This window comes from Azospirillum palustre (assembly GCF_002573965.1).
Classification (GTDB): domain Bacteria; phylum Pseudomonadota; class Alphaproteobacteria; order Azospirillales; family Azospirillaceae; genus Azospirillum; species Azospirillum palustre.
The window spans coordinates 202,100-228,370 of sequence record NZ_PDKW01000039.1; the positions used below are offsets into that span (position 1 = coordinate 202,100).

Sequence of the window (26,271 nt, forward strand, 5' to 3'; positions counted from 1 at the left end):
GGGGCCAGAGATGCTCAAGCTACTCAAGGAAATCTTCCGCACGGGCGAGGCGACGGTCAAATACCCCTTCGCCCCGATGCCGGTCTGCAAGGACTTCCGCGGCAAGCCGGAACACAGGGCGGAGGACTGCATCGCCTGCGCGGCCTGCACCGTCGCCTGTCCGGCCAACGCCATCGGGATGGAAACCGACACCGCCGCCGGCAGCCGCACCTGGTCGATCAATTACGGGCGCTGCGTCTTCTGCGGCCGCTGTGAGGAATCCTGTCCGACCGGCGCCATCCGCCTGTCCGACGATTTCGAGCTGGCGGTCGGCAGCAAGGCCGACCTGACGCGCAAGGCGGTCTTCACGCTGGCCGGCTGCGCCTGCTGCGGCAAGCCCTTCGCCCCGGCCAAGGAGGTCGATTACGTCGCCCGCCTGCTGAGCCAGTCGGCCCGCAGCGCGGAGGAGGCCGACCGGCTGCGCCTGACCGTCTCGACCTGCCCGGCCTGCAAGCGCGCCCAGGATGTCCACCACATCGCCGGCATGGGAATCGCCCGGCAGATGAATCAGGAACTGGAGACCACGCCATGAACGTCCCCGTAGACCCCAAGACCCTGGTGGCGGAGATGTCGCCGGTCTCCACCAGCGAACAGATCGCGACGATGAAGAAGGCGCTGCTGAAGAACATCCAGCGCTCGGCTTACGTCTATCGCGTCGATTGCGGCGGCTGCAACGGCTGCGAGATCGAGATCTTCTCGTCCATCACCCCGGTGTTCGACGCCGAACGCTTCGGCATCAAGGTGGTGGCCTCGCCGCGCCATGCCGATATCCTGCTGTTCACCGGCGCCGTGACGCGTGCCATGCGGATGCCGGGGCTGCGCGCCTATGAGGCGGCCCCCGATCCGAAGATCGTGGTGTCCTACGGCGCCTGCGGCTGTACCGGCGGCATCTTCCACGACCTCTACTGCGTCTGGGGCGGTACCGACAACATCGTGCCGGTGGACGTCTACATCCCCGGCTGCCCGCCGACGCCGGCCGCGACCATCCACGGCTTCGCCGTGGCGCTCGGCCTGTTGGAACAGAAGCTGAAGGCCGAGACCCATGTCGAGGCCGCCGGCGAGACCGCTGTCCTGGCCCATCCCGACATCCCCTATGCGCTGCGGGTCCGGCTGGAACGCGAGGCGCGGCGGATGGCCGGATACCGCCAGGGCGGCGACATCGCCGAGGAGTTCATGGCCCTGCTGGAGGGGCATGCACACACACCGGGCTCCTTCACCCTGCCCGACCGGATGATGGCGGCCATCGGCGAGGAGCGCGACCCGCGCCGCGCCGAGATCATCGGCCGGTTGGTCGAGGTGGTGCAGCAGGCGATTCGGGGAGACGCGCCCAGGGGAGACGCGCCATGAACACGCCCACGCAAGCAGACCCCGGCTCGATTCCCGGCCTGCGCGCCGGCCGCGACGTGGCGCCGGAGGTGGTCTTCTACCAACTGAACGCCAAAATGCTGGAGCGCAAGGAGGACATCCCGGAGGATGCCAAGCAGGTGGTCTATTATTCCCTGGCCATCGGGCATCACATCGGCGTGTTCGATTGCTTCAAGCCGGCCTTCCGCTGCACCACCGCGGTGTTCGACCGCGTTCTGGACGCGCTGAAGGACAGCGAGGAGGCGCATCGCAAGCTGTCGGGCCTGCTGCGCTTCGGCGAGATCACTGTGGACAGCAGCCACATCCGGCCGCTCATGATGGCCGTCGAGGCAGCGCTGCCCACCGCCCCGCCCGACGTGGCGGCCTGGCTCGACCGGCTGCGCACGGCGCTGGACGCGATCCGGCGGGAACCCGCGATCTATCTGATGGGGAGACGGCTGTCATGACCGATGTCGTATTCACGGTTGGCAATGTCCTGCGCGGCGACGACGGCGCCGGCCCGCTGCTGGCCCAACTGCTTGATGAGCAGCCGGCCCCCGGCTGGATCGTGGTGGATGGCGAGGATGTGCCGGAGAACCACACCCACCATATCCGCGCGCTGGCGCCGCAGCGGGTGCTGATCGTCGATGCCGCCGAGATGGAACTGCCGCCGGGCGAGGTCCGCCTGATCGAGCAGGACAGCGTCGCCGAGCAGTTCATGGTCACCACCCACGCCATCCCGCTGAACTTCCTGATCGACAGCCTGCGGGAGACCGTGCCGGAGATCCTGTTCCTGGGCATCCAGCCGCAGGACACCAGCTTCTTCGCGCCGGTCACCACCACCGTCCGCAGTTCCGTGGAGGCCGTCCACGACCGGCTGGTCCGCGGCGAGGGATTCGAGGCCTACGGGACGGTCGGCTGAACCGGACATCGAGGCAATTCAAGAGAAGTGGAGGAAGTTCGCCATGGCGGATCCTGCATCGAAAGACACGCCGGTCCTCGGCATGGACGCCTATTCGCCCGCCGAGATCCAGGACAAGGTCGAAAAGCTGGGAGTGAAGAAGGCGACGATGCCCTTCCTGCCCAGCTTCATGCTGGCGGTGGTCGCCGGCGGCGGTATCGGGTTGGGGGGCATGTTCTTCGTCATCGTGCTGGCCGATCCCGCGCTGAGCTTCGCCGTCCAGCGGATATTGGGCGGGCTGGTCTTCTCGCTCGGCCTTGCCATCGTCATGGTCGGCGGGGCGGAACTGTTCACCGGCAACTGCCTGATCGTGATGGCGCGGGCCAACGGCCAGATCAGCACGGCGCAGGTGCTGCGCAACTGGGCGACGATCTGGATCGGCAACGCGGTCGGGGCGATGGGCCTCGTCTTCCTGATCTACCTGTCGCACCACACCGAGATGAACAACGGTGCGGTCGGCGCCGCGGTGCTGAAGCTCGCCATCGGCAAGATCGCGCCCGACGCGGTGACGATCTTCTTCAAGGGCATCCTGTGCAACCTGCTGGTCTGCCTCGCGGTTTGGCTCGCCTATGCCGGCCGCACGGTGACCGACAAGATCGTGGCGCTGACCCTGCCGGTCGCCGCCTTCGTCGCCGCCGGCTTCGAGCACTGCATCGCCAACCTGTATTTCCTGCCGCTGGCCTATCTGCTGAAGGTGACGGGCCATGTGCCGGCCGGGCTGGACGTGTCGGCGATCACGGCGGGCGGCATCCTGCACAACCTGCTGTTCGCCACGCTGGGCAACATCGTCGGCGGATCGGTGTTCGTCGGCGGCATTTATTGGCTGATCTACCGCAAGGGCCTCGGCGGCCTGACCCCGCTGCCGGCGCAAAAGCCGCTGCCGTCGATGGGACAGCCGGCGGCGACCCACTGAAAAGACCGCGCACGCAAATGAAAAGCCTGCGGGCCGGCGATGAACCGGCCCGCAGGCTTTTCCGAACCCGATCAGGCGGGCATCGCGACCCGCGACGGAACGGCGTAGACGGTGAGGCGGCCTTGGCGCACGAAGGCGGCGACCCCCACCCCCACTGTTTCGGCGAAGCCGACGCACAGCGAGGTCGGTGCGGAGATGGCGGCGATCAGCGGGATGCCGGCGGCGGCGGTCTTGTGGACCATCTCGAAGGAACAGCGGCTCGACACCACGACGAAGCCGCCGGTCGGGTCGATCCGGGCGCGGGCAAGCGCGCCGATCAGCTTGTCGAGCGCGTTGTGCCGGCCGACATCCTCGCGCACCGCCACCAGTGCGCCATCGGGGCGGGCAAAGCCGGCGGCATGGACGGCTCCGGTCTCCCGGTTCAGGCTCTGCCCCGCCGGCAACGCCGCCATGGCGCGGATGATCGCGTCCGGTTCGATGCGGGCGGCGGAGCGGACCGGATCGAGCGGTCTCAGGGTTTCGGCGAAACTGTCGGTGCCGCAACGGCCGCAGCCGGACCCACCCATCAGGTTGCGCTTGCGCTTGAGCAGGGCGGCCAGCCGCTCCACCGGCAACTGCATGCGGATGCGGACACCGTCCGTCAGCTCATCGATGGCGGTGACGGCCAAGTCGCCGGCGCTGCCGACGATCCCCTCGCTGAGGGAAAAGCCGGTGGCGAAATCCTCCAGGTCGGTGGGCGTCGCCAGCATGACGGCGAAGAGATCGTCGGCATAGACGAGCCCGACCGGCACCTCGTCGACGATCTTCTCTTCCCGTCGGTCGAAGCCGGACTCCGTGCGGACCATCGCCTGCACATGCCGGACTCCGCGATGGGAAAGCGGGTGAGCCAGGGAAAGTGCGGCGGACGGCGGGGCGCTACAGGCGGTTGCATGTTCCATGATATGGCCCGAACCCTGGCTGTGGCGAGTTTGTGGGAGATGGGGTGTGGGCGCCGGCTGGACGGTCCGTTACGGTCTACCATCGGCGCGGCCGGTCCTTGAGCATCGAATCCGGCGGCAAGGTCAGCCAAGCACCCGCTGCCCGATTCTGCATCAAGCCGCCGCAGAACGACATGCGGCATTCCGGCTCACCATCAATATTCGCTGATCATACTCGAATAGATCTTGATTATCGCACCATAGAAATTCGTTATCACTCAGTCCTAGTTCAAGAAAATAGAAGCTTTCCCTATTTATAATTTGCAGCAGTCAAGTGTCGATGATATGCCTTTCAGGTCTCTTGAACCGATGCCTTTTTATCGCTTGGGACTTCCGGCTCCCATCGTGGAGAAGGACGATGCATGAACTCTCATTATGCGAACGTCTGATCGACTTGCTGCAGGAGGAATCGCAGCGCCACGCCTTCCAGCGGGTCACGCGGATCCGGTTGGCGGTGGGGCGGTTCGCCTGCGTCGATCCGGAGGCCCTTCGCTTCGCCTTCGATGTGGTCAGGCGCGATACGTTGGCCGAGGGAGCGACGGTGGACATTCAACAGCCGCCCGGTCTGGTCTGGTGTGAAGACTGCTCCAGCGAGAGAGAGGTTCCGACGCGTCTCTCCCCCTGCCCGGTCTGCGGCGGCCTGCGCCTGTCCCCCCGCGGCGGCGATGACCTGACGCTGGTCGAATTGGAAGTGGCATGACGGCACGAGAAGGAGCCCGACCATGTGCCTGGGAGTACCGGCCAGAATCATCGCCATTGCGGATGCCGGGCGGATGCTCGCCGTCGCCGACATCCTGGGCGAAAGGCGGGACGTCAATCTCTCCTGCATCGCCGAACCGGGCGACGACATGACCGGTCAGATCGGCCAATGGGTCTTGGTCCATCTCGGCTTCGCGCTTTCCCGCGTCGAGGAAGCCGACGCTCGGATCACCCTCGACCTGCTTCGCCAGGTCGATGAGGCAGAGGCCGGGCGAGGACACCTGAAGGCCTCCCTGCTCGCCTGACACGGGCGACATGGCCTGCCGAACCCCACGAGGAGATCGTTCCGATGAACAGGTTGCTATCCGCCGGCCTCGCCGGCGTTCTGGCGGCGACGCTGGCTCTGCCGGCTGCTGCCCACACCGGCCATGCCGGCGACGCGATGTTCCTTCAGGGGGTGCTTCATCCGCTGACCGGCATCGCTCATCTGCTGACCATGGTGGCGGTCGGCATCTGGGCGGCACAGAATGGCGGCCGTGCGATCTGGATGCTGCCGGCCGCCTTCATCGCCATGCTGTCCGGCGGCGCCGCACTCGGCATGGCGGGGATCGAACTGCCGGCGGTGGAAGCCGGGATCGCCGCCTCCGTGGCGGTGCTCGGGCTTCTGGTGCTGCTGAACCGGCGGGTGCCGGTCGCCGCCGCCGCGATTCTGGTCGGGGCCTTCGCCGTCCTGCATGGCCATGCCCACGGCACCGAGATGCCGCAGACCGCTGAGCCGCTTCTCTACGGGCTGGGCTTCGTTCTGTCCACCGCGACACTGCACGGCATCGGCATCGCCATGGGTCTGGCTCGCCGCGTCCCGCGCAGGCTGCTGGCATCGCGGATGCTGCGGCAGCCTGATTCATCGATATAGCCCAATCGCTGCTGACGGGATCGGCGGATCCCTGGCCTTCACACGATGAAATGGCCGGGGTGGCTGTAGACCACGATGCGCTCGTCACGCGCGAAGCCCGCCAATGTCAAACCGCACCCCTCCGCCAGCCGCACCGCAAGCGCGGTCGGAGCGGAGATGGCGACGAGGCAGCCGATGCCGGCAACCGCCGCCTTCTGGACCATTTCGAAGCTGGCCCGGCTGGAGGTCAGGACGAACCCGTCGGTGGCGTCGGCTCCCGTGCGCGCCATCCAGCCGATCAGCTTGTCGAGTGCGTTGTGCCGGCCGACGTCCTCACGGATCGCCGTGATGGTGCCCGCCCGATCGACCCAGGCGACGCCATGGACTGCGCCCGTCAGGCGGTGCAGGCGCTGGTGCTCGGCGAAGCCGGCAAGCGCGCGGGTCACGGCGCCGACCGGCACGGGTGCGCCGCGCACCACCCTGTCCTTGACACGCGCCACCGCCTCCAGCTTCTCCACCCCGCACAGGCCGCAGCCGGTGCGCGCGGTCATGCTGCGGCGGCGGTCCTTCAGGGCCGTGAAGCGTTCCAGCGGGATGTCCATATGGATTTCCAGCCCATCGCAGCCTTCCTTGACGGCGATGTCGAACAGCTCGTCCGGACCAGCCAGGATGCCCTCCGACAGGCTGAAGCCCAGCCCCAGATCGTCCAGATTTTCGGGCGAGGCCAGCATCACCGCATGGGAAATGCGGTTGTAGACAAGCGCGACCGGGACCTCCTCGATCACAAGGTCGTCGCAGGCCTCCGCCCGCCCCTGCTCCAGCCGCAGGACGGCGGTGCGGCGGACGACTGGAAAGGCGGTTCCCTCCGAAGGATCGGTCAGCATGTCGAGCGGCATGTCAGTCTCCTCAGGCTCAGACCTTCTTGCCCGTGCTCTCGCGATACCAGCGCGGATGGTGCTTCCTGGCCCAGCCATGGGTAACAACACCTTCGACCATCGCGCGGATCGTGCCCTGGACCCAAAGCGCCGCATAGACATGCACGATGATCGAGGAGATCAGCACCACGGCACTCGTCGCATGGACCAGCAGGGCGATGCGGATGACCGGGATCGGGAAGGAGGCGGCGAAATAGGGCCGCCACGCGATCACGCCCGAGCCCAGCAATGCTGCCATGCACAGCACCATCACCCAGAACATGCCCTTCTGGCCGCCGTTGTAGCGGCCGATGTCGCCGACCTCGTTGCCCTTCATGACCTCCTTCACCGCGACCATCCAGCGGATGTCCTCGCGGTTGAGCAGGTTGTGGTGCCAGTAGCGGAAGAACTGCCGGGCGAAGGCGACGAACATGACCACCCCGACGAAGGGATGGACGATGCGCGCCAGTTCCGGCGTGCCGAACACGCCGGTCAGCCAGAAGAAGGCCGGGTAGAAGAAGGCCAGACCGGAGATCGCCAGCAGCACGAAGCAGACCGCGACGATCCAGTGGTTGATCCGCTCGGCGGCGCTGTAACGCTGGATCAGCTTTTCCTTCACCGAATTTTGCGCCGCCGGATTTTGCGCGGCCAGATTTTCAGCCTTGTCCGTCATGACCGGTCCTCCTCGCGGGTGTCCGCCTTTGCGTCGTCGTTGGCGTCCTGGTGGGCGTCGTCATCGGCCCGGTTAGGACCGACCGTGATGTAGTGGAAGAAGCCGAACAGGCCGGCGGCGGCGATGCCGATCGTCGCCAGCGGCTTCAGGGCACCCTTCCACAGGCCGACCGCCGTGCTGATCGACGGATCGTTGGGCAGGCCGGAATATTGCTCCGGCTTGTCGGCATGGTGCAGCACATACATCGTGTGCGTGCCGCCGACGCCCGGCGGGTCGTAGAGGCCGGCATTCTGGAAACCGCGGCTCTGGAGATCGGCGATGCGGGTGGCCGCGACCTCCTTCATGTCCTCCTTCGAACCGAACTGGATGGCGCCCGTCGGACAGGTCTTGACGCAGGCCGGCTCCAGCCCGACCGCCACGCGGTCGGAGCACATGTTGCACTTGTACGCCTTGCCGTCCTTCGGGCTGAGGCGCGGCACGTTGAACGGGCAGCCGGACACGCAATAGCCGCAGCCGATGCAGTTATCCTGGTTGTAGTCGACGATGCCGTTCTTGTGCTGGACGATGGCGCCCGGCGACGGGCAGGCCTTGAGGCAGCCGGGCTCGGCGCAATGCATGCAGCCGTCCTTGCGGATCAGCCACTCCAGCTTGCCGTTCTCCTCCACCTCGGCGAAGCGCATGACGGTCCAGGCCTGCGACGACAGGTCGGTCGGGTTGTCGTAGACGCCGACGCAGGTGCCGACATCGGCGCGCAGTTCGTTCCACTCGGAACAGGCGACCTGACAGGCCTTGCAGCCGATGCAGACCGACACGTCGATGAGCTGGGCGATCTCGGCCGGGTTCCGGGCCTCGGCCGCCGCGGTCGGGCTGGCCGAACGGCGCTGGATGTCCAGGGATGACGAGGTCATGGCGTTACGCTCCCACGATCTTCTCGACGTTCACGAGGAACGCCTTGTATTCCGGCGTCTGGGTGTTGCAGTCGCCGACGGCCGGCGGCAGGGTGTTGGACAGGTAGCCCTTGCGCGCCACCGTCTCCCATCCCCAGTGCAGCGGGATGCCGACCTGATGGATGGTCTTGCCGCTGACCGTCAGCGCCTTGACGCGCTTGGTCACCACCGCCTTCGCCTTGATGAAGCCGCGCCGGGAGCTGACCTTCACGGTGTCGCCGGTGCGGATGCCCTTCTCGGCGGCCAGCGTCTCGCCGATCTCAACGAACTGTTCGGGCTGGGCGATGGCGTTCAGCGCCACGCTCTTGGTCCAGAACTGGAAATGCTCGGTCAGGCGGTAGGTGGTGCCGACATAGGGGAACTGGTCATGGGTGCCGAGCCGCGCCTTGTCGGCGGGGAAGATGCGCACAGCCGGGCTGGTGACCACCTTCGGATGGAGCGGGTTGGTGCCGAGCGGGCTTTCCATCGGCTCGTAATGCTCGGGGAACGGGCCGTCCACCAGCTTGTCGGTGGCGAACAGGCGGCCGACGCCCTCCGGGTTCATGATGAAGGGGTTCATGCCGCTGGAGGGCGCCGCGTCGATCTTGAAGTCCGGCACGTCGGCGCCCGCCCACCGCTCGCCGGTCCAGGCAATCAGCGTGCGCTTCGGATCCCAGGGCTTGCCCGACGGGTCGCAGGATGCGCGGTTGTAGATGATGCGGCGGTTGGCCGGCCAGGCCCATGCCCAGCCCGGCGTGTTGCCGAGACCGGAATCGGAGTTGTCGCGCCGCGCCATCTGGTTGCCCGCCTGGGTCCAGCAGCCGGCGAAGATCCAGCAGGCCGACAGGGTGGAGCCGTCATCCTGCATCAGCGCGAATCCCGGAAGCTGCTCGCCCTTGCGGGCAAGGAACTTCGTCGGGTCCTTCGGGTCGGGAATGTCGGCCAGCGCCCGGCCGTTCAACTCCTTCGCCAGTTCCTCCGGCGTCGGTTCCAGCGGGTTCCGATAGGGCCAGGAGAGATTGAGGATCGGCTCCGGCGCCGTGCCGCCATCCCGGCGGTAGAGATCGCGCAGGGCGACGAACAGCTCGGCGATGATCTCCTGGTCGGTCTTGGCCTCACCCGGCGGATTGGCGCCCTTGTGGTGCCATTGCAGCCAGCGCGCCGAACTGACGATGGCGCCATCCTCCTCGGCGAAGCAGGTCGATGGCAGGCGGAACACCTCGGTCTTGATGGCGGCGGTGTCGACGTCGTTGATCTCGCCGTGATTGCGCCAGAAGGACGCCGTCTCCGTGGCGATCGGGTCGATCACCACCATGTATTTCAGCTTGGAGAAGCAGGCGGCGGTCTTGCGCGCGTCGGGGAAGGAGGTCAGCGGGTTGAAACCCTGGACGATCAGCCCGTTGACCTTGCCGTTGTGCATCAGGTCCATGACCTGCAGCACGTCGTACATCTTGTCCCACTTGGGGATCCAGTCGTAGCCCCAGTCATTGTCCCGGGTGGCGTTGTCGCCCCAGAACCACTTCATCAGGCTGACGAAGAATTTCGGCGTGTTGCTCCAGAAATTGAGCTGGCCGGGCTGCTGCGCCTTGGGCGTCGTCCTGGCGAGATAGTCGGCGAGCGTCGGGTGCGCCTTCTCGTTCGGCAGCGTCAGATAGCCCGGCAGGCTGGTGGACAGCAGGCCGAGGTCGGACAGGCCCTGGATGTTGGAATGGCCGCGCAGCGCATTCACACCGCCGCCGGGCATGCCGATGTTGCCCAGCAGCAGCTGGATCATCGCCATGGTGCGGATGTTCTGGGCGCCGACCGTGTGCTGGGTCCAGCCGAGCGCGTAGAGGATCGTGCCGACCTTGTCGCGCACCGAGGTTTCGCCCAGATAGCGGCAGACCGTCAGGAAGCCGTCCTTCGGGCTGCCGGTCAGGTCGGCCACCACGTCGGGCGTGTAGCGCGCGTAATGGGCCTTCATCAGGTTCCAAACGCAGCGCGGATGCTGGAGCGTCGGGTCGGTGCGGGCGTTGCCCGCCTCGTCGAACTCGTAGTTCCAGCTCTTGCGGTCGTACTGCCCCTTGGCCGGATCGAAGCCGGAGAACAGGCCGTCCTCGAAGCCGAAACCCTCGTCGACGATGTAGGAGGCGTTGGTGAACGCCTTCACATACTCCCACTGGATCTTGTCGTTGGCGATCAGCCAGTTGATGACGCCACCCAGGAAGACGATGTCGGAGCCGGCGCGGATCGGGACATACTCGTCGGCCACGGCAGCGGAGCGGTTGAAGCGCGGATCGACCACGACGATCCGCGCACCCCTCTTCTTCGCCTCGATGGCCCATTTGAAGCCGACGGGGTGCGCCTCGGCCGGGTTGCCGCCCATCACCAGGATGAAGTCGGCGTTGGAGATGTCCACCCAGGTGTTGGTCATCGCCCCGCGCCCGAAGGTGGAGGCCAGCGCCGACACGGTCGGGCCATGGCAGACGCGGGCCTGCGCGTCGGTGCCGACGATGCCGAGCGAGCGCATGAACTTCTGCGTCAGGATGCCGGTCTCGTTCGACGATGCCGAGGCGGTCAGCATCGCCGTCGACACCCAGCGGTTCACCGTGACGCCCTGGTCGTTCCTGACGACGATGTTGGCGTCGCGGTCGTCCTTCATGTGGCGGGCGATGCGCGCGACCGCCTCATGCCAGGAGATGCGCTTCCACTCGCTGCTGCCGGCCTCGCGCACCTCTGGATATTTGAGGCGGTTCGGGCTGTGGATGAAGTCCAGCAGGCCTGCGCCCTTCGGACAGAGCGAGCCGCGGCTGACGGGATGGTCGGGGTCGCCCTCGATATGGACGATCTCCGCCTTCGCGTTCTTGGCGCCGTCCCCCAGGCTGTACATCAGCAGGCCGCAGCCGACCGAACAGTAGGTGCAGGTGTTGCGGATCTCCTTGGCGCGGGCCAGCTTGAACTGCCGCACCTCGGCCAGCGCGGTCGCCGGCAGGAACCCCAGCGCCGCAACGCTGGAGGCGGCGATCCCCCCAGCCGTTGCCTTCATGAATTGCCGCCGACTGACCTGCATGTTTCCTCCCGGATTGGCGCTGTTCTGGCCACGCCCAAGGCAGGTTCCGTGCCAGTCCGGAAAAGCCTTAAATCCTTGTGGTTTTCCGTCATGGCCTTAGCGGTCTTATGGACATTCTGTCCGGATCGGAGGGACAGAATGTCCACATAAGGGGTGGGCCGATTGGCGTTTTCCGCTGCGGAAAGGCGGCTCGGCCGGCTTGTACGGAAATTGCAGCGGTCAGCGGGCGCAACCTCATGAGAAACGGCTTCCCATGTCCCAGCACCGCCACGCCACTGCCCCCGCCACCCCAGCCACTGACGGATCCGCACCCATCAGCGGGGCGATGGCCGAAGCCATGGCCGCCGCCGGACTGGAGCCCGGCCGGTCGCCGTCCCCCGTGCGCCTGCCGAATGCCGCCGTGCTGTTTCAACACCGGGCCGGTCGTCTTCGCAGCCTCGCCTCCGGTCATCGGCTATCGTCCTGGCTGGCCTTCATGGCGCAGTTGAGCGATGCCCAGCATGAGCTGGCCATGCTCCCGACCGCGGTGTCGCCGGAGGCAGGCTGGCTTTCCGACCTCGAACAGCTGCGCCACCGGCTGCGTGGTACGCTTCCGGCGGCGGCGGAGAATGCGCTGGAGGATCTGCCCTGGGGCGACGGGGAGGCGCTCAACGCCTTGGCCGCGCGGCTGCTGACCGGCGAGGCGAAGCGGGAGGACATCGGCGGCGCACCCTTCATCGTCGCCGCCCTTCAGGTCGCCTGGACCCGCCACGCCGGCGGACTGGAGGCTGCGGCGGTTTCCGCCTCGGCGGTGGCGGGCCATTGCCCGGTTTGCGGAAGCGCGCCGGTCGCCGGCGTGATCCACACCGGGAGCCAGATCGGCGGGCTGCGCTATCTCCATTGCGGCCTCTGCCATACGGCATGGCACCATGTCCGCAGCGCCTGCGTCTCCTGCGGCGAAGGCAACCGGATCGAGCTGCGGCTGATCGAGGCGGGTGAGGAAGCCGGCAACGGGTCCAACGATCCGGCGCGGGCCGAAACCTGCGAATCCTGCAATGGCTATCTGAAGCTGTTCCTGATGGAGAAGGCGCCCGGCCTCGACCCGGTGGCCGATGACCTCGCCTCCTTCGCTCTCGACATCCTGGTCGGCGACGAGGGATTCCATCGGATCGGCGGCAACCCATTCCTTGCCCAGGGGGAATGAGCGACCGGTTCACTCGTCGCGGAACAGGACCGATAAGGATGCCGCTTCGCCGGGCCGGCCGGCGAAGCGGGCCTTCCGGCGCAATTCCACGGTGAAGGTGGTGCGGAGGCCGGGCCGGCTTTCCACGGCGATGTGACCGCCCTGGCGCTGGACGATGGCGAAGCTGATCGACAGGCCCAGCCCCGTCCCCTCTGACTTCTTGGTGGTGAAGAAGGGGTCGAAAACGCGGCCGAGACAGTCGGGCTGGATGCCGTGTCCGGTGTCGTGGACCGACAGGACGACGCCCGCCTCGCCATCCTCTGGAAAACGCGTGTCGGCGGTCTCGATGGTCAGCGTGCCGCCGTCCGGCATCGCCTGGACGGCGTTGACCATCAGGTTGACCAAGACCTGCTGCAACTCGCCCCGACTGATCTCGACCGGCACCGTCGCCGTCAGGCTGGTTTCCACCGCGATGCGGCGGCGGCCCATGGTGTGACGGGTCAGCAGCAGGCAGTCGAGAACCACCGCGTTGACGTCGACCGGCTCCGCCTGCCCGGCATAGTCGCCCGGCCGGGCGAACTGGAGCAGCTTGGCGATGATGGTCTGGATGCGCCGGGTCTGCTCGTCGATCAGGCGGATCTCGTCCTTCACCGGTGCGGCGGCATCGCCCAGCACCTCGCCCAGCAAGTCCAAGTTGCCCTGGATCACCGCGACGGGGTTGTTGATCTCGTGGGCGACCCCGGCGGTCAACTGGCCGATGGCGGCCAGCTTCTCGCTCAACACCAGCTGGCGGCTTGCCTGCCGCAGCGTGGCATTGGCGCTTTCCAGCTCGGCCGTGCGTTCGGCGACCTTGCGGTCGAGGTCTTCGGCCGACCGTTGCAACTCCAGCCGGCGGGCCGCCAGCGAGTCCAGCAGCTGGTCGAAGGCCCGTGACAGCCGCCCGAACTCGTCCCGGCTCCGGCTCGGCCCGGCGCGCGCCGTTTCGTCGCCCGCCTCGATGGTGGCGATGACCCGGTTCATCCGTTCGAGCGGCCGGAAAATCGCCTGGGCGAAGCGCAGGTCGGCCAGGGTTCCCAGCGCGGAAACCGCCAGGAACGCCAGGACCAGCCCGGTCATGGCGCGGTACAGCGCATCCTGCAACGGCGCTTCGAGGAAGCCGACATAGAGCATGCCGATGCGCCGCCCCCCGGTGTCGAGCAGCGGCTCGTAGCCGGAGACATAGGTGTCGTCGACCACGAAGGCGGAGCCCAGCCACACTCTCCCCTCGCCCATCACCCGGCGATAGACCGCCGCCGACGCCCGCGTGCCGAGCGCACGCTCCCCCTCGAACAGGCGCACATTGGTGGCGATGCGGGTGTCGTCGAGGAACAGCGTGGCGGTGCCCTGGCTGCCCAGCGGCAGCGACGCCTCCTGATAGACGACGGTGTTGATGCGGTCGACGATGGTCTGGCTGCCGTTGAGCAGCATGCCACCCTCCAGCACACCGAGAATCTCGCCGTCGAGCCCGAAAATCGGCACGGCGGCGTGGATGGTCAGCGCCCGGTCCTCCACGTTGCGAGCGGTGGAGGCGGCGTTGCGGGTGGGCACCAGCGGAATGACGGTGCGGGCCGGCAGGGACGGGTCGATGGCGGCGAGATGCTCCGGCTCCAGCACGTCGAGCCCGTGGGTGCCGGAGCCCCGCAATGCCGAGCGCACCACCGTCCAGCCGGACCGGTCGGCCCCTTGCGATCCGGCGCCGGCCCGCACCCGGCCCTGCGGATCGAGCAGCAGCAGGAAATCCAGCCCCTGCCGGTGCGCGGTCTCGTCCAGCAGCGCCTCCAGCCTGCCGCCTTCCCGCCGATCGAGCGCAAGCGCCAGGCGGTGGGAGGCGGCGAGCGCCGCCAGCCCGTCGCCGACGGTGCCCTGCATGCGGTCGAATACCTGCCGGGCGGTGCCGAGATCGGCGCTGACCTTGTTGATCAGCAGCTGGTTGTAGCCCTGGGTTCCCCAGTACCAGACGATCAGCAGCAGGGCGGGCATGCCCAGCAGCAGCGGCGCCAGCACCAGCGCCAGCAGCTTGTGGCGGACCGATCCCGTGAAGGGTGTCAGACGCTCGTCCAGCGCGGCGCGCAGGCGGCTCAGACGCCCCATTCGGCCCACTTCCGGTCGAGCGTCTTGCGCGACACCCCCAGCAGGGCGGCGGCCCGCGCCCGGTTCCCGCCGCAATCGGCCAGCACGGCCAGGATGTGGCGTTTCTCGACCTCGGCCAGCGTCTGCCCGCCGGCCGCCTCGGCGCCGGCCCCCTCCTGGGCGACAAAGACCGAAAGCCCAAGATCCTCCAGCGGGAACTCGCCGAACAGAAGGGCGCGCTCCACGAGGTTGCGCAGTTCGCGCACATTGCCCGGCCAGCCATGCGCGATCAGCGCCGCTTCGAGCGGAGGGTCGATGTCCAACGGCGGAACCCCCAGGCGCAGCGACAGCACCCCCATGAAGCGGCGCGCCAGCTCGACCACATCGTCGCCGCGCTCCCGCAGCGGCGGAACGCGCAAGGTCATCACGGCCAGTCGGTAGAACAGGTCCGCCCGGAACCGGCCGGCGGCGACCTCCGCCTTCAAGTCGCGGTTGGTCGCGGCCACGACGCGGACATCCACCGGAAGCTCCTGTTCGCCGCCGACCGGGCGGATGCGGCGCTCCTCCAGAACGCGCAGCAGCTTCGATTGCAGCGCCAGCGGCAGTTCGCCGATCTCGTCCAGGAACAGCGTGCCGCCATGGGCGTAGTAGAACAGCCCCTTGCGCGCCTCCTTGGCCCCGGTGAAGGCGCCGCGCAGATGGCCGAACAGCTCCGCCTCCACCAGATCGGCTGAGACGGCGGCGCAGTTCAGCGCCACGAAGGGCCGCTCTGCCCGGTGCGAGCGGGTGTGCAGGGCGCGCGCCACCAGCTCCTTGCCGACGCCGGACTCCCCTTCGATCAGCACGGTGGACGGCGAGGGTGCTACCCGTTCGATGAGCGCCCGCAGGCGCAGGATGGGCGCCGAGCGGCCGACGATCTCGTCAGTGGTGCCGCGCCGCTTGGCCAGTTGCCGCCGCAGGACGAAATTCTCGCGCTGGAGCCGGGTGCGCTCCATGCAGCGGGCGATGGCGCTGACGATCTGCTCCACCCGGAACGGCTTCAGGATCAGATCGGCCGCCCCGGCCCGCAGCGCCTCGATGGCGGTGTCGATGTCGGCGAAGGCGGTGATCAGGATCACGTCGCCGCCGAAGCCGGCCGCCTGCAATTCCTTCAGCCAGTCGAGGCCCGACTGCCCCGGCAGGGCGATGTCGAGGATGATCAGATCGACACAGTGCCGTTCGAGATGAAGCGCCGCATCCTCGGCACTGCCCGTCGTGGTGACGCGCCAGCCGCGCCGCTCCAGGCTGCGCGACAGGAAATTGCGGATGCCTTCCTCATCATCGACGATCAGCACGGACGGCGCGGTTGCCGGCTCCTCCGCCGCGGCCGCGGACGGGATGGCGGTGTCGTCGGGCGGCGGGGAGTCGGTTGGCATTCTCGGCTTCGGTGAGGCATCGGACAGGGATATGGCGGCGCGATCATAACGAATGCCCACACTGTTTCCAGTGACAAGCGGCAATCTGCCGCTACTGCCTCCCAGTTGGGTTAACAATTTACTACCGCTTTGATTGCAGCGGGCCCGTCTGCGGCACACGGTTGGCAAGAAAAACCGTTTGTTTGGACACGAACTATTGTCTATCATATTTCAGTCAATGCAATCGTATAGCAATTAATTGGGCTGGGGTTTCCTGCTCCCGTTTCCGCCGGTTGCCTTGGGCAGAACGCCCCCGATCCACTCCATCGTCCTTGGAAAGAGACATCCCATGGCCCTGCACGCCTGGTTTTCCGATCGGAAACTGGTTCACAAGCTGCTCATCCCGGCGGTCCTGCTGCTTGCCGTCATGGGCAGCGTGGTCTGGACGGCCAGATCGGCACTGGTCGACCTGACCGCCTCCACGAGCCGGGTGACCGATGTGGTGGCCGGGCGGCTGTCGGCGGCACTGACCATCCAATCGGCCATGGGCGATGCGATGGACGCGGAGTCCAACGCGCTGGTCGCCGGCACGCGCGAGCGCATCGACGCCGCCTTCGCGAGCTACAAGGACAACATCGGCAAGGCGCTGACCGCCATCGACCGGTTGGCCGCGGCCTACGACGCCCCGGCCGACCGCGAGGCGATCTCCGGGATCAAATCCATCGTCGGCGAGTATGAACGGGTGTCGCAGAAGGCGGTCGAGCTGGCGCGGGCCTATGACACCGACAGCGCGATCCGCGTGTCGATCGACGTCGGCCGCCCGGTCCGGCAGAAGCTGAACGCGGCCCTGTCGGAGCGGGTGGAGCACAGCCTGGAGGAGACCAAGCGCGCCGAGGACCGGGCGCTGGCGCTGTCCTCCAGCGTCATGACCCGCCTGTACGGTGTCGCCGGTGTCGGCCTGCTGGTCGCCTTCGGCCTGTTCGGTTCCATCATCGTGGCCTTCGTCGTCCGGCCGCTGCACCGGCTGGTCGCCGACATGACGGCCATCGCCGACGGCAATCTCGCGGTCGACATCCAGGGTGCCGGCCGCAAGGACGAGATCGGGCTGCTCGCCCGCGCGCTGCTGGTGTTCAAGAGCAACGGCCTCGCCATGCGCAGCCTGCAGGAGGAGCGCGAGGCGCAGAAGCTGCAGGCGGAACGCGACCGGCAGGCCGGCATGCGGGCACTGGCCGACCGCTTCGACGCCGATGTGCAGGACGTGGTGCAGGCGGTGGCGACCGCCGCCCGCCATCTGCGCGGCAATGCCGAGACCATGACCGCCATCGCCTCGCAGACGACGGAACAGGCGGCGACCGTCGCCGCCACCACGGCGCAGTCCTCCGCCAATGTCGCGACCGTCGCCGCGGCGTCGGAACAGCTTGGAAGCTCCATCGGCGAGATCGGCCGGCAGGTCAACGCCGCCGCCGCCATCGCCCGCAACGCGGTGCAGGAAGGCGAGCGGACCAACGCACTGGTCGCCCGGCTGGTCGAGGCCGCCCAGCGGATCGGCGATGTCGTCAGCCTGATCCAGAACATCGCCAGCCAGACCAACCTTCTCGCGCTGAACGCCACCATCGAGGCGGCGCGGGCGGGAGAGGCGGGCAAGGGCTTCGCCGTCGTGGCGCAGGAGGTGAAGGCGCTCGCCACCCAGACCGCCCAGGCGACCGAGGAGATCGGCAGCCAGATCGCCGAAATCCAGACGGTGACCGACGGCACGGTGACGGCGATCCAGACCATCGGCCGCACCATCAACGACGTCGATTCCATCGCCGGCGCCATCGCCGCGGCGGTGGAGCAGCAGACCGCCGCCACCCAGGAGATCGGCCGCAACATCCAGCAGGCGGCCCAGGGAACCCAGCTGGTGACCGGCAACATCGCCGAGGTCAGCAGCTCCGCCGGGCAGGTCGGACAGGCGGCCTCGGAGGTGCTGGGCGCCGCCGACAGCCTGTCGCACGATTCCGACCGCCTGCGCGAGCGGATCCAGGCCTTCATCGGAGAGGTCCGCGCGGCCTGACGCGACCGGCTGCATCGGGGCCGGCCACATCGGACCCGGATGGAACGCTATGGAACGGTTTTCCGGCCCTGTTCCATTGTTCCATCCCCGGCCCCTGCGACCGCAAGGGGGCAGGTTTTGGCGCGATGAGCGGCGCCGGCACTCGATTGTTTCGGAATCGATTCGGGTGGTCCGCCGCCACCGCTCCATACCGTTCCTCCGGTGGGTGAAACACTGGGGGTCACCCAGTTCTATCATCACCGCCGGCCGGCGCTAAGCACGGGATGAAAAAACGCCGGGCGGAAGTCAGGCCCGTTTGCGGGTGCCGGACGCCGCGACCATGGCGAAGAACTGCGCCTCGTCGATGGTGTCGGGCTTGCCGTACTTGGCGCGGCGGGCGGCGGCGGTGTCCAGCTTGGTGGCGCCGGGGGCATGGCCGACGACGAGATAGTCGGTGTCCTTGCGCACGCTGTGATGCCAGTGTCCGCCCAGCGCCTGGATGCGGGCCATCACCGCCTCGCGCGACAGGCCGGTCAGGTCGCCGGTGACGGCGAAGGCATAACCGGCGATGCCGTGCGTGATGGGAACGGCCGGTTGCAGGACCAGCGGCGGCGGGTCGATCTGGTTCGTCGGCGCCAGATGGGGGACCGCCAGCATCTCGGCGCTGCCCAGGATCATCTTCTGGAACAGGCGGCTGGTGATCTCGGCATCGACGAAGGCGCCGTGGAAGCGCGCCCGGATCCCGACATCGATGCCGAACAGAGTCGCCACCGCATCGAGCGACGCACGCCCGGCCACCTGCGCCCTGGCGTGCTGCATGGTGCAGACCGATTGACCCGCCATCCAGCGAATGCCGCAGAGTTCGAACTCATGCCGCAGGAACTCGATGTCGAAGCCGACATTGTGGCCGACCAGCACCGCGCCTTGCAGGAATCCGAGGATGTCCTGGGCGACGCTGTGGAACGGATCCTGGTGGCGAAGCAGATGGTCCGGCAGCCCGTGCACCCGCAGCGCATGCGGGTTCGACTTGCGCCCCGGATTGAAGATGAGGCTGAGACTGCGGCCGGTCGGGACCGCATCCGCCAGTTCGATGGCGGCGAAGCTGACCATGCGGTCGCCGCCGGCCGTCGACAGACCGGTGGTCTCGCAGTCGATGACGACGAAACGGCGGGAGGACGGCCGGCTCGGGCCGGGCTTCGCCCCCGCCGACGGATCGGTAGGCACTGTATCGCTCGAAAGGCTCATCAACTCTCGCCCTGGGGGCTGGACCGCCCCGTTGCACCACGCAATCACGGGATAATGGCAGGGTCGCCACCGCAGGTCGAGCGTGCGCGCCGCCGCATGGACGGCGTCCCGGTGATGCCAGGGCCGGCCGGCAGTCGCTCCCATCCCGGAAATTTCGTCGTCTATCCAAAAATTCGGTCTCTATGCAAAAAGTGGATTGTTGGCTCACCAATCACGCGCTATCATATTCCAGTTGTTGTAATCGAATAGCGATTACAAACAAACACTATGCAGATCAAGGAGATCGCGTGTGGACGTGATCGCTGAGCTGTCGGGCCTGATCGGCGCCGACGCCGTTCTGACATCCAAATCCGACCTGGACGCGGCGACGGAAGACTGGCGCGGGCGCTACCGCGGGCCGGCCCTCTGCCTCGTCCGTCCGGCGAATGCCGAACAGGTGGCGGCGGTGGTGCGCTGCTGCGCCCGGCACGGGATTCCGCTGCTGCCGCAGGGCGGCAACACCAGCCTGTGCGGTGGCGCCACCCCATGGGAAAGCGGCCCCGCCCCGGTCATCCTCAATCTGGCCCGCATGCGTGCGGTGCGCAGCATCGACCCGGTCAACAGCACGATGGAGGTCGAGGCCGGCTGCGTGCTCGCCACCGTGCAGGAAGCGGCGGCGGCGGCGGGGCGGCTCTATCCGGTCAGCCTGGGCGCCGAGGGATCCTGCCAGATCGGCGGGACCATCGCGACCAATGCCGGCGGCACCTCGGTCCTGCGCTACGGCAACACGCGCGACAATGTGCTGGGGCTGGAGGTGGTGCTGGCCGACGGCACGATCTGGTCCGGCCTGTACGGCCTGCGCAAGAACAACACCGGCTACGACCTGAAGCACCTGTTCATCGGGTCGGAAGGCACGCTGGGCATTATCACGGCGGCGACGCTGAAGCTGCATCCGCTGCCGACGCGCCATGCCGTCGCCTGGGTCGGCATGGCGGATCCCGCCGACGCGCTGACCCTGCTGACCCGCGTGCAGCAGCGCTGCGGCGCCCGGCTGTCGGCCTTCGAGATGATCAACCGCCTCCAGCTCGATCTGGTGGTGGAACAGGTTCCGGGCCGACGCAGCCCGCTGGAGACTTCGGCCGACTGGCATGTGCTGATCGAGCTGTCGGACAACAGCGACGGCGACGCGCTGGACATGGAACTTCAGCTGATCCTGGAGGACGCCTTCGGCGACGGGCTGCTGACCGACGCGGCGCTCGCCGCCAGCGACTCCCAGCGCCACGCCATGTGGGAGGTGCGCCACAGCGTGTCGGAGGCCAACAAGAAGGCCGGCGTCGGCCTGACCACCGACTGCGCGGTGCCGCTGTCGGCGGTGCCCGCCTTCATCGATGCAGCCAATGCCGCGGTGCGGGCGCTGGTGCCGGATCTGCCGTCGATCGTCGTCGCCCATCTCGGCGACGGCAACGTCCACTTCATCCCCTTCTTCACCTTCGATGCCTGGAACGCGGTTGCCGACCGCGAGGCGCTCGCCGCCGCCATCCGCCATGCGGTGAACGACGAGGCCGCCCGGCTGAACGGCACCTTCAGCGCCGAGCACGGCGTCGGCCGTGTCCAGCTGGGTGAGATGGCGCGCTACAAGCCCGCCGCCGAACTGGCGCTGATGCGCGCGGTGAAGCAGGCGCTCGACCCGCAGAACCTGTTCAACCCCGGCCGCCTGCTGCCGCCGGGCTAGGCCCCTTCCGTATCGTTTCCTGCCGTTCCGTCCGCCGTTCCGGCTCACCAAGAGGAGTTCCGACATGAGCATCCGCCAATCCGGCTGGTCCCGCCGCACCCTGCTGAAAGCCGGCGCCGCCGGCACGGCCGCGCTTGCCATGCCGGCGATCTGGAGCCCGGCCCGCGCACAGAACAAGCGGATCGTCGTGCGCGACGACGGCGGCATCTACACCAAGGCCTATGGCGAGGTCTTCTATAAACCCTTCACCGCCGCGACCGGCATCGAAGTGGTCGGCGTCCAGGCCAATGCCGAGCCGACCGCGCAGATCCGCTCGATGGTGGAAGCCAAGTCCTACACCTGGGACATGGCGAAGATCAGCCAGCCGGCCATCCTGATGCTGACCGGCGGCGACAAGCCGCTGCTGGAGAAGCACGGGCTGGAGGCCGATCCGGCCGTCGCCTCGATCCCCAAGCAGTACATGTCGGAATATGGCGTCGGCACCAACGTCTACACCACCGTGCTGGCCTACCGCACCGAAGCCTTCAAGGGCCGCAAGGCGCCGGCCTCCTGGAAGGACTTCTACGACGTCGCCAACTTCCCCGGCCGCCGCGCCCTGCGCAAGCATCCGTTCGACACCATCGAACAGGCGCTGATGGCCGACGGCGTGCCGAACGCGGAGGTCTATCCCTGCGATCTCGACCGCGCCTTCAAGGCGCTGGACCGCATCAAGAAGGACATCTCCGTCTTCTGGACCAGCGGCGCGCAGGTCGAGCAGATGCTGCTGTCGGGTGAAGTCGACATGGTGCCGACCTGGGTGTCGCGCCCGCAGGCCGCCATCGCCGCCGGTGCGCCGGTCGGCATCGTCTGGGACCAGAACATCTGGGGCCTCGACAGCTGGGCGATCCTGGCCGGCACCCCGAATGCCGACGCCTGCCGCCAGTTCATCAAGTTCGCTTCCGACGCCAAGCGTCAGGCCGAGCTGGTGAAGTATTTCCCGGCCGGCGTCACCCAGCCGGAGGCCTTCAAGCACATCGACGCCAAGATCGCTCCCGATTGCCCGACCTTCCCGGCCAACATCGAGCGCGGCGTGCAGATCAACGCCGACTACTGGCTGAAGAACCAGCAGAAGGGTCTTGAGCGCTACAACGCCTGGCTGCTGAGCTGAGGAACAGCGGGTGGGGGATGCCGGTGCGGTGTCCCCTGCCCGCCCTTTCCGCCCCCATCCCCCTTCGGCCCCACCCCTTCGCGAGGAGGCGCGCATGTCTTCTTCCAGCCTTTCCGTCCAGGGTCTTGCCAAGCGCTATGGCGACTTCGTGGCGCTCGCCCCGACGGACCTCGTCGTCGCCGACGGCGAATTCCTGACGCTGCTCGGCCCGTCGGGCTCCGGCAAGACGACGCTGCTCAGCCTGCTGGCCGGGCTGGTGCCGCCCGACGAGGGAAGCGTGCGCATCGGCTCGCAGGACGTCACCTACGCCCCGCCCTATGAGCGCGACATCGGCGTGGTGTTCCAGAACTACGCCCTGTTCCCGCACATGACCATCGAGGAGAACATCGCCTTTCCGCTGAAGATGCGGAAGGTCGGGGCGGCCGAAGCCAAGCGGCGCGCGCTCGAGGCGCTGGAGATGGTGCATCTGCCGCACATCGCCGGCCGCTACCCGCGCGAGCTGTCGGGCGGCCAGCAGCAGCGCGTCGCGCTCGCCCGCTGCATGGTCTACAAGCCGTCGATCATCCTGATGGACGAGCCGCTGGGCGCGCTCGACAAGAAGCTGCGCGAGCACATGCAGCTGGAGATCAAGCGCCTGCACCGCGAGCTGGGAACGACGGTCGTCTACGTCACCCACGATCAGGAAGAGGCGATGACGATGTCCGACCGCATCTGCCTGATGAATGCCGGGCGGATCGAGCAGCTGGGCACGCCGGCCGACCTGTATTTCCGTCCGCGCTCGCTGTTCGTCGCCGATTTCCTGGGCGAATCCAACATCCTGCCCGCCGCCCTGGGCCGCCGCAGCGGCGACGAGGTCGAGATCGGGTTCGGCTCGCAGGGGGTGTCCGGCCGGGCGCTCGCCAACGGCAACGACCTGCCGCCGGGCACCGAGGTGCGCGTGATGGTGCGGCCGCAGAACCTGACGGTCGCCCGCAAGGGCGGCGGCGCTGCGGACGGGCTCCAGGGCCGCGTGTCGGAGGTGATGGTCACCGGCAGCCTGACCAAGGTCTATATGGAGCCGCTCGACGGCAAGCTGCCGCCGCTGGTCGCCGCCTTCCCCACCCGCAACGACGACGACGCGGTGCGCATCGACGATGTGCTGACGCTGTCCTGGAGCGGCCGGGACGCCGTGGTGATCGCCGACACGCTCGCCGATGCCGCCCGCGCGGCCGGGACGGCGTGAGATGAGCGGACAGTCCATGACCATGACCCACGCCCCCGGCGCCAAACGCCATTCGCCCCCGCCCGCCTGGCGCAAGCCGGTGCTGATGGGCGCCCCGCTCGTCCTGCTGCTCGTCGCCTTCCTGGTCTTCCCGGTAGGGCAGCTGCTGGCGCTCAGCGTCTACAACGGCCAGGGCTTCACGCTGGCACCCTATGCCCAGCTGTTCGCCTCCAGCCTCTACATCACCGTCCTGTGGATCACGCTGAAGATCTCGCTGGCGACGACGGTGGTCGCGGTGGTCGCGGCCTATCCGGTCGCCTACCTGATCTCCATCGCCAAGGGTCCGGCGAAGAGCCGGCTGATCTTCTGGGTCCTGCTGTCCTTCTGGACCAGCTTCCTGGTGCGCGCCTTCGCCTGGGTCGTCATCCTCGGCCGCAACGGCGTCGTCAACAGCACGCTGATGTCGCTGGGCATCATCGACACCCCGGCCGACCTGCTCTACGGCTTCGGCGCCGTGCTGATCGGCATGGTGCATGCCATGCTGCCGCTGGCGGTGATGACCATGCTGGCGGTGATGGAGAACATCGACCGTACCCTGCCGCGCGCCGCCGGCACGCTGGGCGCCCGTCCCGGCACCGCCTTCTGGACCGTCTATTTTCCGCTGTCGCTTCCGGGCGTCGCCGCCGCGGCGATCATGGTCTTCGTGTCGGCCATCGGCTTCTTCATCGTGCCCGCCCTGCTGGGCGGCCGGAAGGAGACGATGATCACCCAGCTGATCATCGATCAGGTGCAGCAGACGCTGAACTGGGGTCTGGCCGGCGCCATCTCGGTCCTGCTGCTGACGGTCGTGCTGGTGGTGTTCCTGCTGTACGACCGCGTCTTCGGCTTCGCGTCGCTGACCGGCGAGAGCGCCGTGGTGCGCAACCGCGACACCGCCATGCGGCGGCTGGGCGGGCGCGTGCTGGCCGCGCTGGGCTCCGCCAGCGATGCGCTGATCGGGCTGGTGCCGCGCCGCCATCCCATCCGCGGCCGGTCCGAGCGTCCGGTGGCGCTGACCGCCTTCGTCTGGCTGCTGCTGGTGCTGATCAGCCTGCCCGCCTTCCTGATGATCCCGCTGTCCTTCGGCAAGGGCGGTCTCGCCTGGCCGCCGTCGGGCTTCACGCTGCAATGGTACCAGCAGCTGCTGGACTCGCCGATCTGGATGCAGGCGCTGTGGCGCTCCATCGTGGTGGCGTTCGGCACCGGCCTCCTGTCGATGGCCATCGGCGTTCCCGCCGCCTTCCTGATGGTGCGCAGCCAGATGCGGGGCAAGGGCGCCATGCTGGCCTTCATCCTGTCGCCCATCGTCGTGCCGCGCATGATCATCGCCGTCGGCATGTTCTATGTCTTCGCCCAGATGGGTCTGGTCGGCACCATCCTGGGTCTGGTCATCGGCCATACCGTCGTCGCCGTGCCCTATGTGGTCATGACCATGATGGCGGTGCTGCGCAACTACGACACCCGGCTCGACCTCGCGGCGCAGAGCCTGGGCGCCCGGCCGGTGGCGGCGCTGCGTCACGTCACCTTCCCGATCCTGGGGGCCGGCATGCTGTCGTCCTTCCTGTTCGCCTTCGCCACCTCCTTCGACGAGCTGACCATCTCCCTGTTCTCCTCGGGCGGGCTGAGCGCCACGCTGCCCAAGCAGTTCTGGGACGAGGTGACACTGCAGGTCTCCCCCGTCATCGCGGCGGTGTCGACCGGGCTGCTGCTGTTCGTCGCCACCCTGATCTATGTCGCGGACCGTCTGCGCCGCCGCAGCCTCGCCGGCTGAGGCCGGCTTTCCAACCGCCTTCACCACCAGCTTCTTCCAAGGACAAGACATGCTCAACGCCACGAAGCTTCGCGGCATCCTGCCCGCCACCCCGACGCCGGTCACCGCCGACGGCACCATCGACGTCGCGGCCTCCAAGGCGCTGTTCTCCTGGCTGTTCCGCCAGGGGATCGACGGGCTGGTCCCGCTCGGCGGCACCGGCGAGTATGGTGCCCTGGCGAAGGACCAGCGCATCCGCTTCGCCGAGCTGTCGGTCGAGGCGATGGCGGAAGCCGGTGAGAAGCGCGGGCCGGTGATCGCCGGCGTGCTCGACACCGGCTATTACGACGCGCTGTCGGCGGGCCGCGATTTCGCAGCCGCCGGTGTGGACGGGCTGCTGGTGCTGACCCCCTACTACACCAACCCGACGCAGGCCGGCATCCGCGACTATTTCCTGCGCTACGCCGACGAATCGCCGGTGCCGATCCTGATCTACGAGATCCCCTACCGCACCCGCATCGCCATCGATCCGGAGGTGCTGCACGAGCTGTCGCGGCACGAGCGGATCGTCGGCATGAAGGCCTGCAACACCGACATGTACCATTTCCTGCGCACGGTGGCGGGGGTGGACTCCTCCTTCGCGGTGCTGAGCGGCGAGGACACGCTGTTCCCGCTGCATGTCGCGGCCGGGGCCCGCGGCGGCATCGTGGTGACGGCCAACCTGCTGCCGCGGGCGTGGAAGCTGATCCACGACCTCGCCTCCACCGGCAAGCTGGACAAGGCGCTGGAAATCCACCGCACGCTGATCCCGATGATGAACCTCGCCTTCGCCGAGACCAACCCCGGCCCGATGAAGGCGGTGATGGATCTGATCGGCGTGCATGCCCCGGCGATGCTGGCGCCGCTGCGCGAGCCGGGTGAGCCGCTGAAGCAGTCGCTGCGGCGCGAGCTGTCGCGCCTGCTGGTCACTTACGAGGGAATGCCGGCCGCCCAGCCGGTATGATGGGTAGCAACCGCGCGGCGCGTGGCATTCGGTTCACCGGATGCTATGCGTTAGCGTGGAGATGCCGGACCCTGGCATGACTGCGTATAAG

The 26,271-nt window shown here is 67.8% G+C and carries 23 protein-coding genes; 15 read left to right on the forward strand and 8 right to left on the reverse strand.

Going from position 1 to position 26,271, the window contains the following annotated elements; translation table 11 throughout:
* Positions 1-10 precede the first annotated feature (10 nt).
* Genes CRT60_RS07100 through CRT60_RS07120 form a run of 5 tightly spaced genes read left to right on the forward strand, consistent with a single transcriptional unit; the run spans position 11 to position 3,257 of the window.
* Positions 11-571, forward strand: a complete 561-nt coding sequence (locus CRT60_RS07100) for a formate hydrogenlyase complex iron-sulfur subunit (RefSeq protein ID WP_098735736.1) — start codon at positions 11-13, stop codon at positions 569-571.
* Entirely contained in the window at positions 568-1,386 is an 819-nt protein-coding gene (locus CRT60_RS07105) for an NADH-quinone oxidoreductase subunit B family protein (protein ID WP_143273153.1), read from the forward strand. The genes CRT60_RS07100 and CRT60_RS07105 overlap by 4 nt, the downstream gene beginning before the upstream one ends.
* Positions 1,383-1,850, forward strand: a complete 468-nt coding sequence (locus CRT60_RS07110; RefSeq protein ID WP_098735737.1) for a formate hydrogenlyase maturation HycH family protein — start codon at positions 1,383-1,385, stop codon at positions 1,848-1,850. The genes CRT60_RS07105 and CRT60_RS07110 overlap by 4 nt, the downstream gene beginning before the upstream one ends.
* Positions 1,847-2,305 carry a hydrogenase maturation peptidase HycI gene (hycI, locus tag CRT60_RS07115; protein WP_098735738.1) on the forward strand — a complete coding sequence of 153 codons (459 nt, stop codon included), beginning with the start codon at positions 1,847-1,849 and terminating at the stop codon, positions 2,303-2,305. The genes CRT60_RS07110 and hycI overlap by 4 nt, the downstream gene beginning before the upstream one ends.
* A 43-nt stretch (positions 2,306-2,348) precedes the next feature.
* On the forward strand, positions 2,349-3,257 hold the full coding sequence (locus tag CRT60_RS07120; protein ID WP_098735739.1) for a formate/nitrite transporter family protein: 909 nt from the start codon (positions 2,349-2,351) through the stop codon (positions 3,255-3,257).
* A gap of 71 nt (positions 3,258-3,328) precedes the next feature.
* Here CRT60_RS07120 and fdhD (CRT60_RS07125) read toward each other — a convergent pair whose 3' ends face one another.
* Positions 3,329-4,102 carry a formate dehydrogenase accessory sulfurtransferase FdhD gene (gene fdhD, locus CRT60_RS07125; RefSeq protein WP_244592382.1) on the reverse strand — a complete coding sequence of 258 codons (774 nt, stop codon included), beginning with the start codon at positions 4,100-4,102 and terminating at the stop codon, positions 3,329-3,331.
* 490 nt (positions 4,103-4,592) lie between these two features.
* Between fdhD (CRT60_RS07125) and hypA the strand changes: the two genes are divergently transcribed.
* From hypA to CRT60_RS07140, 3 genes are read left to right on the forward strand one after another with little or no spacing between them, the layout of a single operon-like run.
* Positions 4,593-4,934: a hydrogenase maturation nickel metallochaperone HypA gene (hypA, locus tag CRT60_RS07130; protein WP_098735741.1), complete on the forward strand. Its 342-nt coding sequence runs from the start codon at positions 4,593-4,595 to the stop codon at positions 4,932-4,934.
* Positions 4,935-4,956: 22 nt separating this feature from the next.
* Complete coding sequence (locus CRT60_RS07135) at positions 4,957-5,238, forward strand: HypC/HybG/HupF family hydrogenase formation chaperone (RefSeq protein WP_098735742.1); 282 nt, start codon at positions 4,957-4,959, stop codon at positions 5,236-5,238.
* Between the two features lie 44 nt (positions 5,239-5,282).
* A complete protein-coding gene (locus CRT60_RS07140; RefSeq protein WP_204561734.1) occupies positions 5,283-5,846 on the forward strand; it encodes a HupE/UreJ family protein in 564 nt (187 codons plus the stop codon).
* A 38-nt stretch (positions 5,847-5,884) separates the two neighbouring features.
* Here CRT60_RS07140 and fdhD (CRT60_RS07145) read toward each other — a convergent pair whose 3' ends face one another.
* The 4 genes from fdhD (CRT60_RS07145) to fdnG are packed head-to-tail and all read right to left on the reverse strand — an operon-like array spanning position 5,885 to position 11,387.
* Positions 5,885-6,721, reverse strand: a complete 837-nt coding sequence (fdhD, locus tag CRT60_RS07145; protein WP_244592334.1) for a formate dehydrogenase accessory sulfurtransferase FdhD — start codon at positions 6,719-6,721, stop codon at positions 5,885-5,887.
* 16 nt (positions 6,722-6,737) lie between these two features.
* The gene (locus tag CRT60_RS07150) at positions 6,738-7,412 is read right to left on the reverse strand and encodes a formate dehydrogenase subunit gamma (protein WP_098735743.1); all 675 of its coding nucleotides are present in this window, start codon (positions 7,410-7,412) and stop codon (positions 6,738-6,740) included.
* Positions 7,409-8,320: a formate dehydrogenase subunit beta gene (gene fdxH, locus CRT60_RS07155; RefSeq protein ID WP_098735744.1), complete on the reverse strand. Its 912-nt coding sequence runs from the start codon at positions 8,318-8,320 to the stop codon at positions 7,409-7,411. The genes CRT60_RS07150 and fdxH overlap by 4 nt, the downstream gene beginning before the upstream one ends.
* Positions 8,321-8,324: 4 nt before the next feature.
* On the reverse strand, positions 8,325-11,387 hold the full coding sequence (fdnG, locus tag CRT60_RS07160; RefSeq protein WP_098735745.1) for a formate dehydrogenase-N subunit alpha: 3,063 nt from the start codon (positions 11,385-11,387) through the stop codon (positions 8,325-8,327).
* Positions 11,388-11,640: 253 nt separating this feature from the next.
* Between fdnG and CRT60_RS07165 the strand changes: the two genes are divergently transcribed.
* Positions 11,641-12,570, forward strand: coding sequence for a formate dehydrogenase accessory protein FdhE (locus tag CRT60_RS07165; protein WP_167421646.1), 930 nt, complete (start codon positions 11,641-11,643; stop codon positions 12,568-12,570).
* A gap of 9 nt (positions 12,571-12,579) precedes the next feature.
* Here CRT60_RS07165 and CRT60_RS07170 read toward each other — a convergent pair whose 3' ends face one another.
* Positions 12,580-14,679, reverse strand: a complete 2,100-nt coding sequence (locus CRT60_RS07170) for a cache domain-containing protein (RefSeq protein ID WP_098735747.1) — start codon at positions 14,677-14,679, stop codon at positions 12,580-12,582.
* On the reverse strand, positions 14,667-16,073 hold the full coding sequence (locus CRT60_RS07175; RefSeq protein ID WP_098735748.1) for a sigma-54-dependent transcriptional regulator: 1,407 nt from the start codon (positions 16,071-16,073) through the stop codon (positions 14,667-14,669). Before CRT60_RS07175 ends, CRT60_RS07170 begins: the two co-directional genes overlap by 13 nt.
* A gap of 328 nt (positions 16,074-16,401) precedes the next feature.
* Between CRT60_RS07175 and CRT60_RS07180 the strand changes: the two genes are divergently transcribed.
* A complete protein-coding gene (locus CRT60_RS07180) occupies positions 16,402-18,105 on the forward strand; it encodes a methyl-accepting chemotaxis protein (protein WP_098735749.1) in 1,704 nt (567 codons plus the stop codon).
* A 285-nt stretch (positions 18,106-18,390) separates the two neighbouring features.
* On the opposite strand, the gene CRT60_RS07185 is transcribed toward CRT60_RS07180, so the two are convergent.
* Entirely contained in the window at positions 18,391-19,329 is a 939-nt protein-coding gene (locus tag CRT60_RS07185) for an exonuclease domain-containing protein (protein WP_161957995.1), read from the reverse strand.
* 289 nt (positions 19,330-19,618) lie between these two features.
* Between CRT60_RS07185 and CRT60_RS07190 the strand changes: the two genes are divergently transcribed.
* The 5 genes from CRT60_RS07190 to CRT60_RS07210 all read left to right on the forward strand — a co-directional run bounded on the left by CRT60_RS07190 (position 19,619) and on the right by CRT60_RS07210 (position 26,180).
* Entirely contained in the window at positions 19,619-21,040 is a 1,422-nt protein-coding gene (locus CRT60_RS07190; RefSeq protein ID WP_098735751.1) for an FAD-binding oxidoreductase, read from the forward strand.
* Positions 21,041-21,104: 64 nt separating this feature from the next.
* The gene (locus CRT60_RS07195) at positions 21,105-22,187 is read left to right on the forward strand and encodes an ABC transporter substrate-binding protein (protein WP_098735752.1); all 1,083 of its coding nucleotides are present in this window, start codon (positions 21,105-21,107) and stop codon (positions 22,185-22,187) included.
* A gap of 94 nt (positions 22,188-22,281) precedes the next feature.
* On the forward strand, positions 22,282-23,409 hold the full coding sequence (locus tag CRT60_RS07200; RefSeq protein ID WP_098735753.1) for an ABC transporter ATP-binding protein: 1,128 nt from the start codon (positions 22,282-22,284) through the stop codon (positions 23,407-23,409).
* A gap of 1 nt (position 23,410) precedes the next feature.
* On the forward strand, positions 23,411-25,198 hold the full coding sequence (locus CRT60_RS07205) for an ABC transporter permease subunit (RefSeq protein WP_098735754.1): 1,788 nt from the start codon (positions 23,411-23,413) through the stop codon (positions 25,196-25,198).
* 49 nt (positions 25,199-25,247) lie between these two features.
* On the forward strand, positions 25,248-26,180 hold the full coding sequence (locus tag CRT60_RS07210) for a dihydrodipicolinate synthase family protein (protein WP_098736243.1): 933 nt from the start codon (positions 25,248-25,250) through the stop codon (positions 26,178-26,180).
* Positions 26,181-26,271: the final 91 nt, after the last annotated feature.

What these genes read in the sequence shown, in the direction of transcription:
- CRT60_RS07100 (WP_098735736.1), top strand. Translation starts at nt 11, where the DNA reads ATGCTCAAGCTACTCAAGGAAATCTTCCGCACGGGCGAGGCGACGGTC.
- CRT60_RS07105 (WP_143273153.1), top strand. Translation starts at nt 568, where the DNA reads ATGAACGTCCCCGTAGACCCCAAGACCCTGGTGGCGGAGATGTCGCCG.
- CRT60_RS07110 (WP_098735737.1), top strand. Translation starts at nt 1,383, where the DNA reads ATGAACACGCCCACGCAAGCAGACCCCGGCTCGATTCCCGGCCTGCGC.
- hycI (WP_098735738.1), top strand. Translation starts at nt 1,847, where the DNA reads ATGACCGATGTCGTATTCACGGTTGGCAATGTCCTGCGCGGCGACGAC.
- CRT60_RS07120 (WP_098735739.1), top strand. Translation starts at nt 2,349, where the DNA reads ATGGCGGATCCTGCATCGAAAGACACGCCGGTCCTCGGCATGGACGCC.
- fdhD (WP_244592382.1), bottom strand. Translation starts at nt 4,102, where the DNA reads ATGGTCCGCACGGAGTCCGGCTTCGACCGACGGGAAGAGAAGATCGTC.
- hypA (WP_098735741.1), top strand. Translation starts at nt 4,593, where the DNA reads ATGCATGAACTCTCATTATGCGAACGTCTGATCGACTTGCTGCAGGAG.
- CRT60_RS07135 (WP_098735742.1), top strand. Translation starts at nt 4,957, where the DNA reads ATGTGCCTGGGAGTACCGGCCAGAATCATCGCCATTGCGGATGCCGGG.
- CRT60_RS07140 (WP_204561734.1), top strand. Translation starts at nt 5,283, where the DNA reads ATGAACAGGTTGCTATCCGCCGGCCTCGCCGGCGTTCTGGCGGCGACG.
- fdhD (WP_244592334.1), bottom strand. Translation starts at nt 6,721, where the DNA reads ATGCCGCTCGACATGCTGACCGATCCTTCGGAGGGAACCGCCTTTCCA.
- CRT60_RS07150 (WP_098735743.1), bottom strand. Translation starts at nt 7,412, where the DNA reads ATGACGGACAAGGCTGAAAATCTGGCCGCGCAAAATCCGGCGGCGCAA.
- fdxH (WP_098735744.1), bottom strand. Translation starts at nt 8,320, where the DNA reads ATGACCTCGTCATCCCTGGACATCCAGCGCCGTTCGGCCAGCCCGACC.
- fdnG (WP_098735745.1), bottom strand. Translation starts at nt 11,387, where the DNA reads ATGCAGGTCAGTCGGCGGCAATTCATGAAGGCAACGGCTGGGGGGATC.
- CRT60_RS07165 (WP_167421646.1), top strand. Translation starts at nt 11,641, where the DNA reads ATGTCCCAGCACCGCCACGCCACTGCCCCCGCCACCCCAGCCACTGAC.
- CRT60_RS07170 (WP_098735747.1), bottom strand. Translation starts at nt 14,679, where the DNA reads ATGGGGCGTCTGAGCCGCCTGCGCGCCGCGCTGGACGAGCGTCTGACA.
- CRT60_RS07175 (WP_098735748.1), bottom strand. Translation starts at nt 16,073, where the DNA reads ATGCCAACCGACTCCCCGCCGCCCGACGACACCGCCATCCCGTCCGCG.
- CRT60_RS07180 (WP_098735749.1), top strand. Translation starts at nt 16,402, where the DNA reads ATGGCCCTGCACGCCTGGTTTTCCGATCGGAAACTGGTTCACAAGCTG.
- CRT60_RS07185 (WP_161957995.1), bottom strand. Translation starts at nt 19,329, where the DNA reads ATGAGCCTTTCGAGCGATACAGTGCCTACCGATCCGTCGGCGGGGGCG.
- CRT60_RS07195 (WP_098735752.1), top strand. Translation starts at nt 21,105, where the DNA reads ATGAGCATCCGCCAATCCGGCTGGTCCCGCCGCACCCTGCTGAAAGCC.
- CRT60_RS07200 (WP_098735753.1), top strand. Translation starts at nt 22,282, where the DNA reads ATGTCTTCTTCCAGCCTTTCCGTCCAGGGTCTTGCCAAGCGCTATGGC.
- CRT60_RS07205 (WP_098735754.1), top strand. Translation starts at nt 23,411, where the DNA reads ATGAGCGGACAGTCCATGACCATGACCCACGCCCCCGGCGCCAAACGC.
- CRT60_RS07210 (WP_098736243.1), top strand. Translation starts at nt 25,248, where the DNA reads ATGCTCAACGCCACGAAGCTTCGCGGCATCCTGCCCGCCACCCCGACG.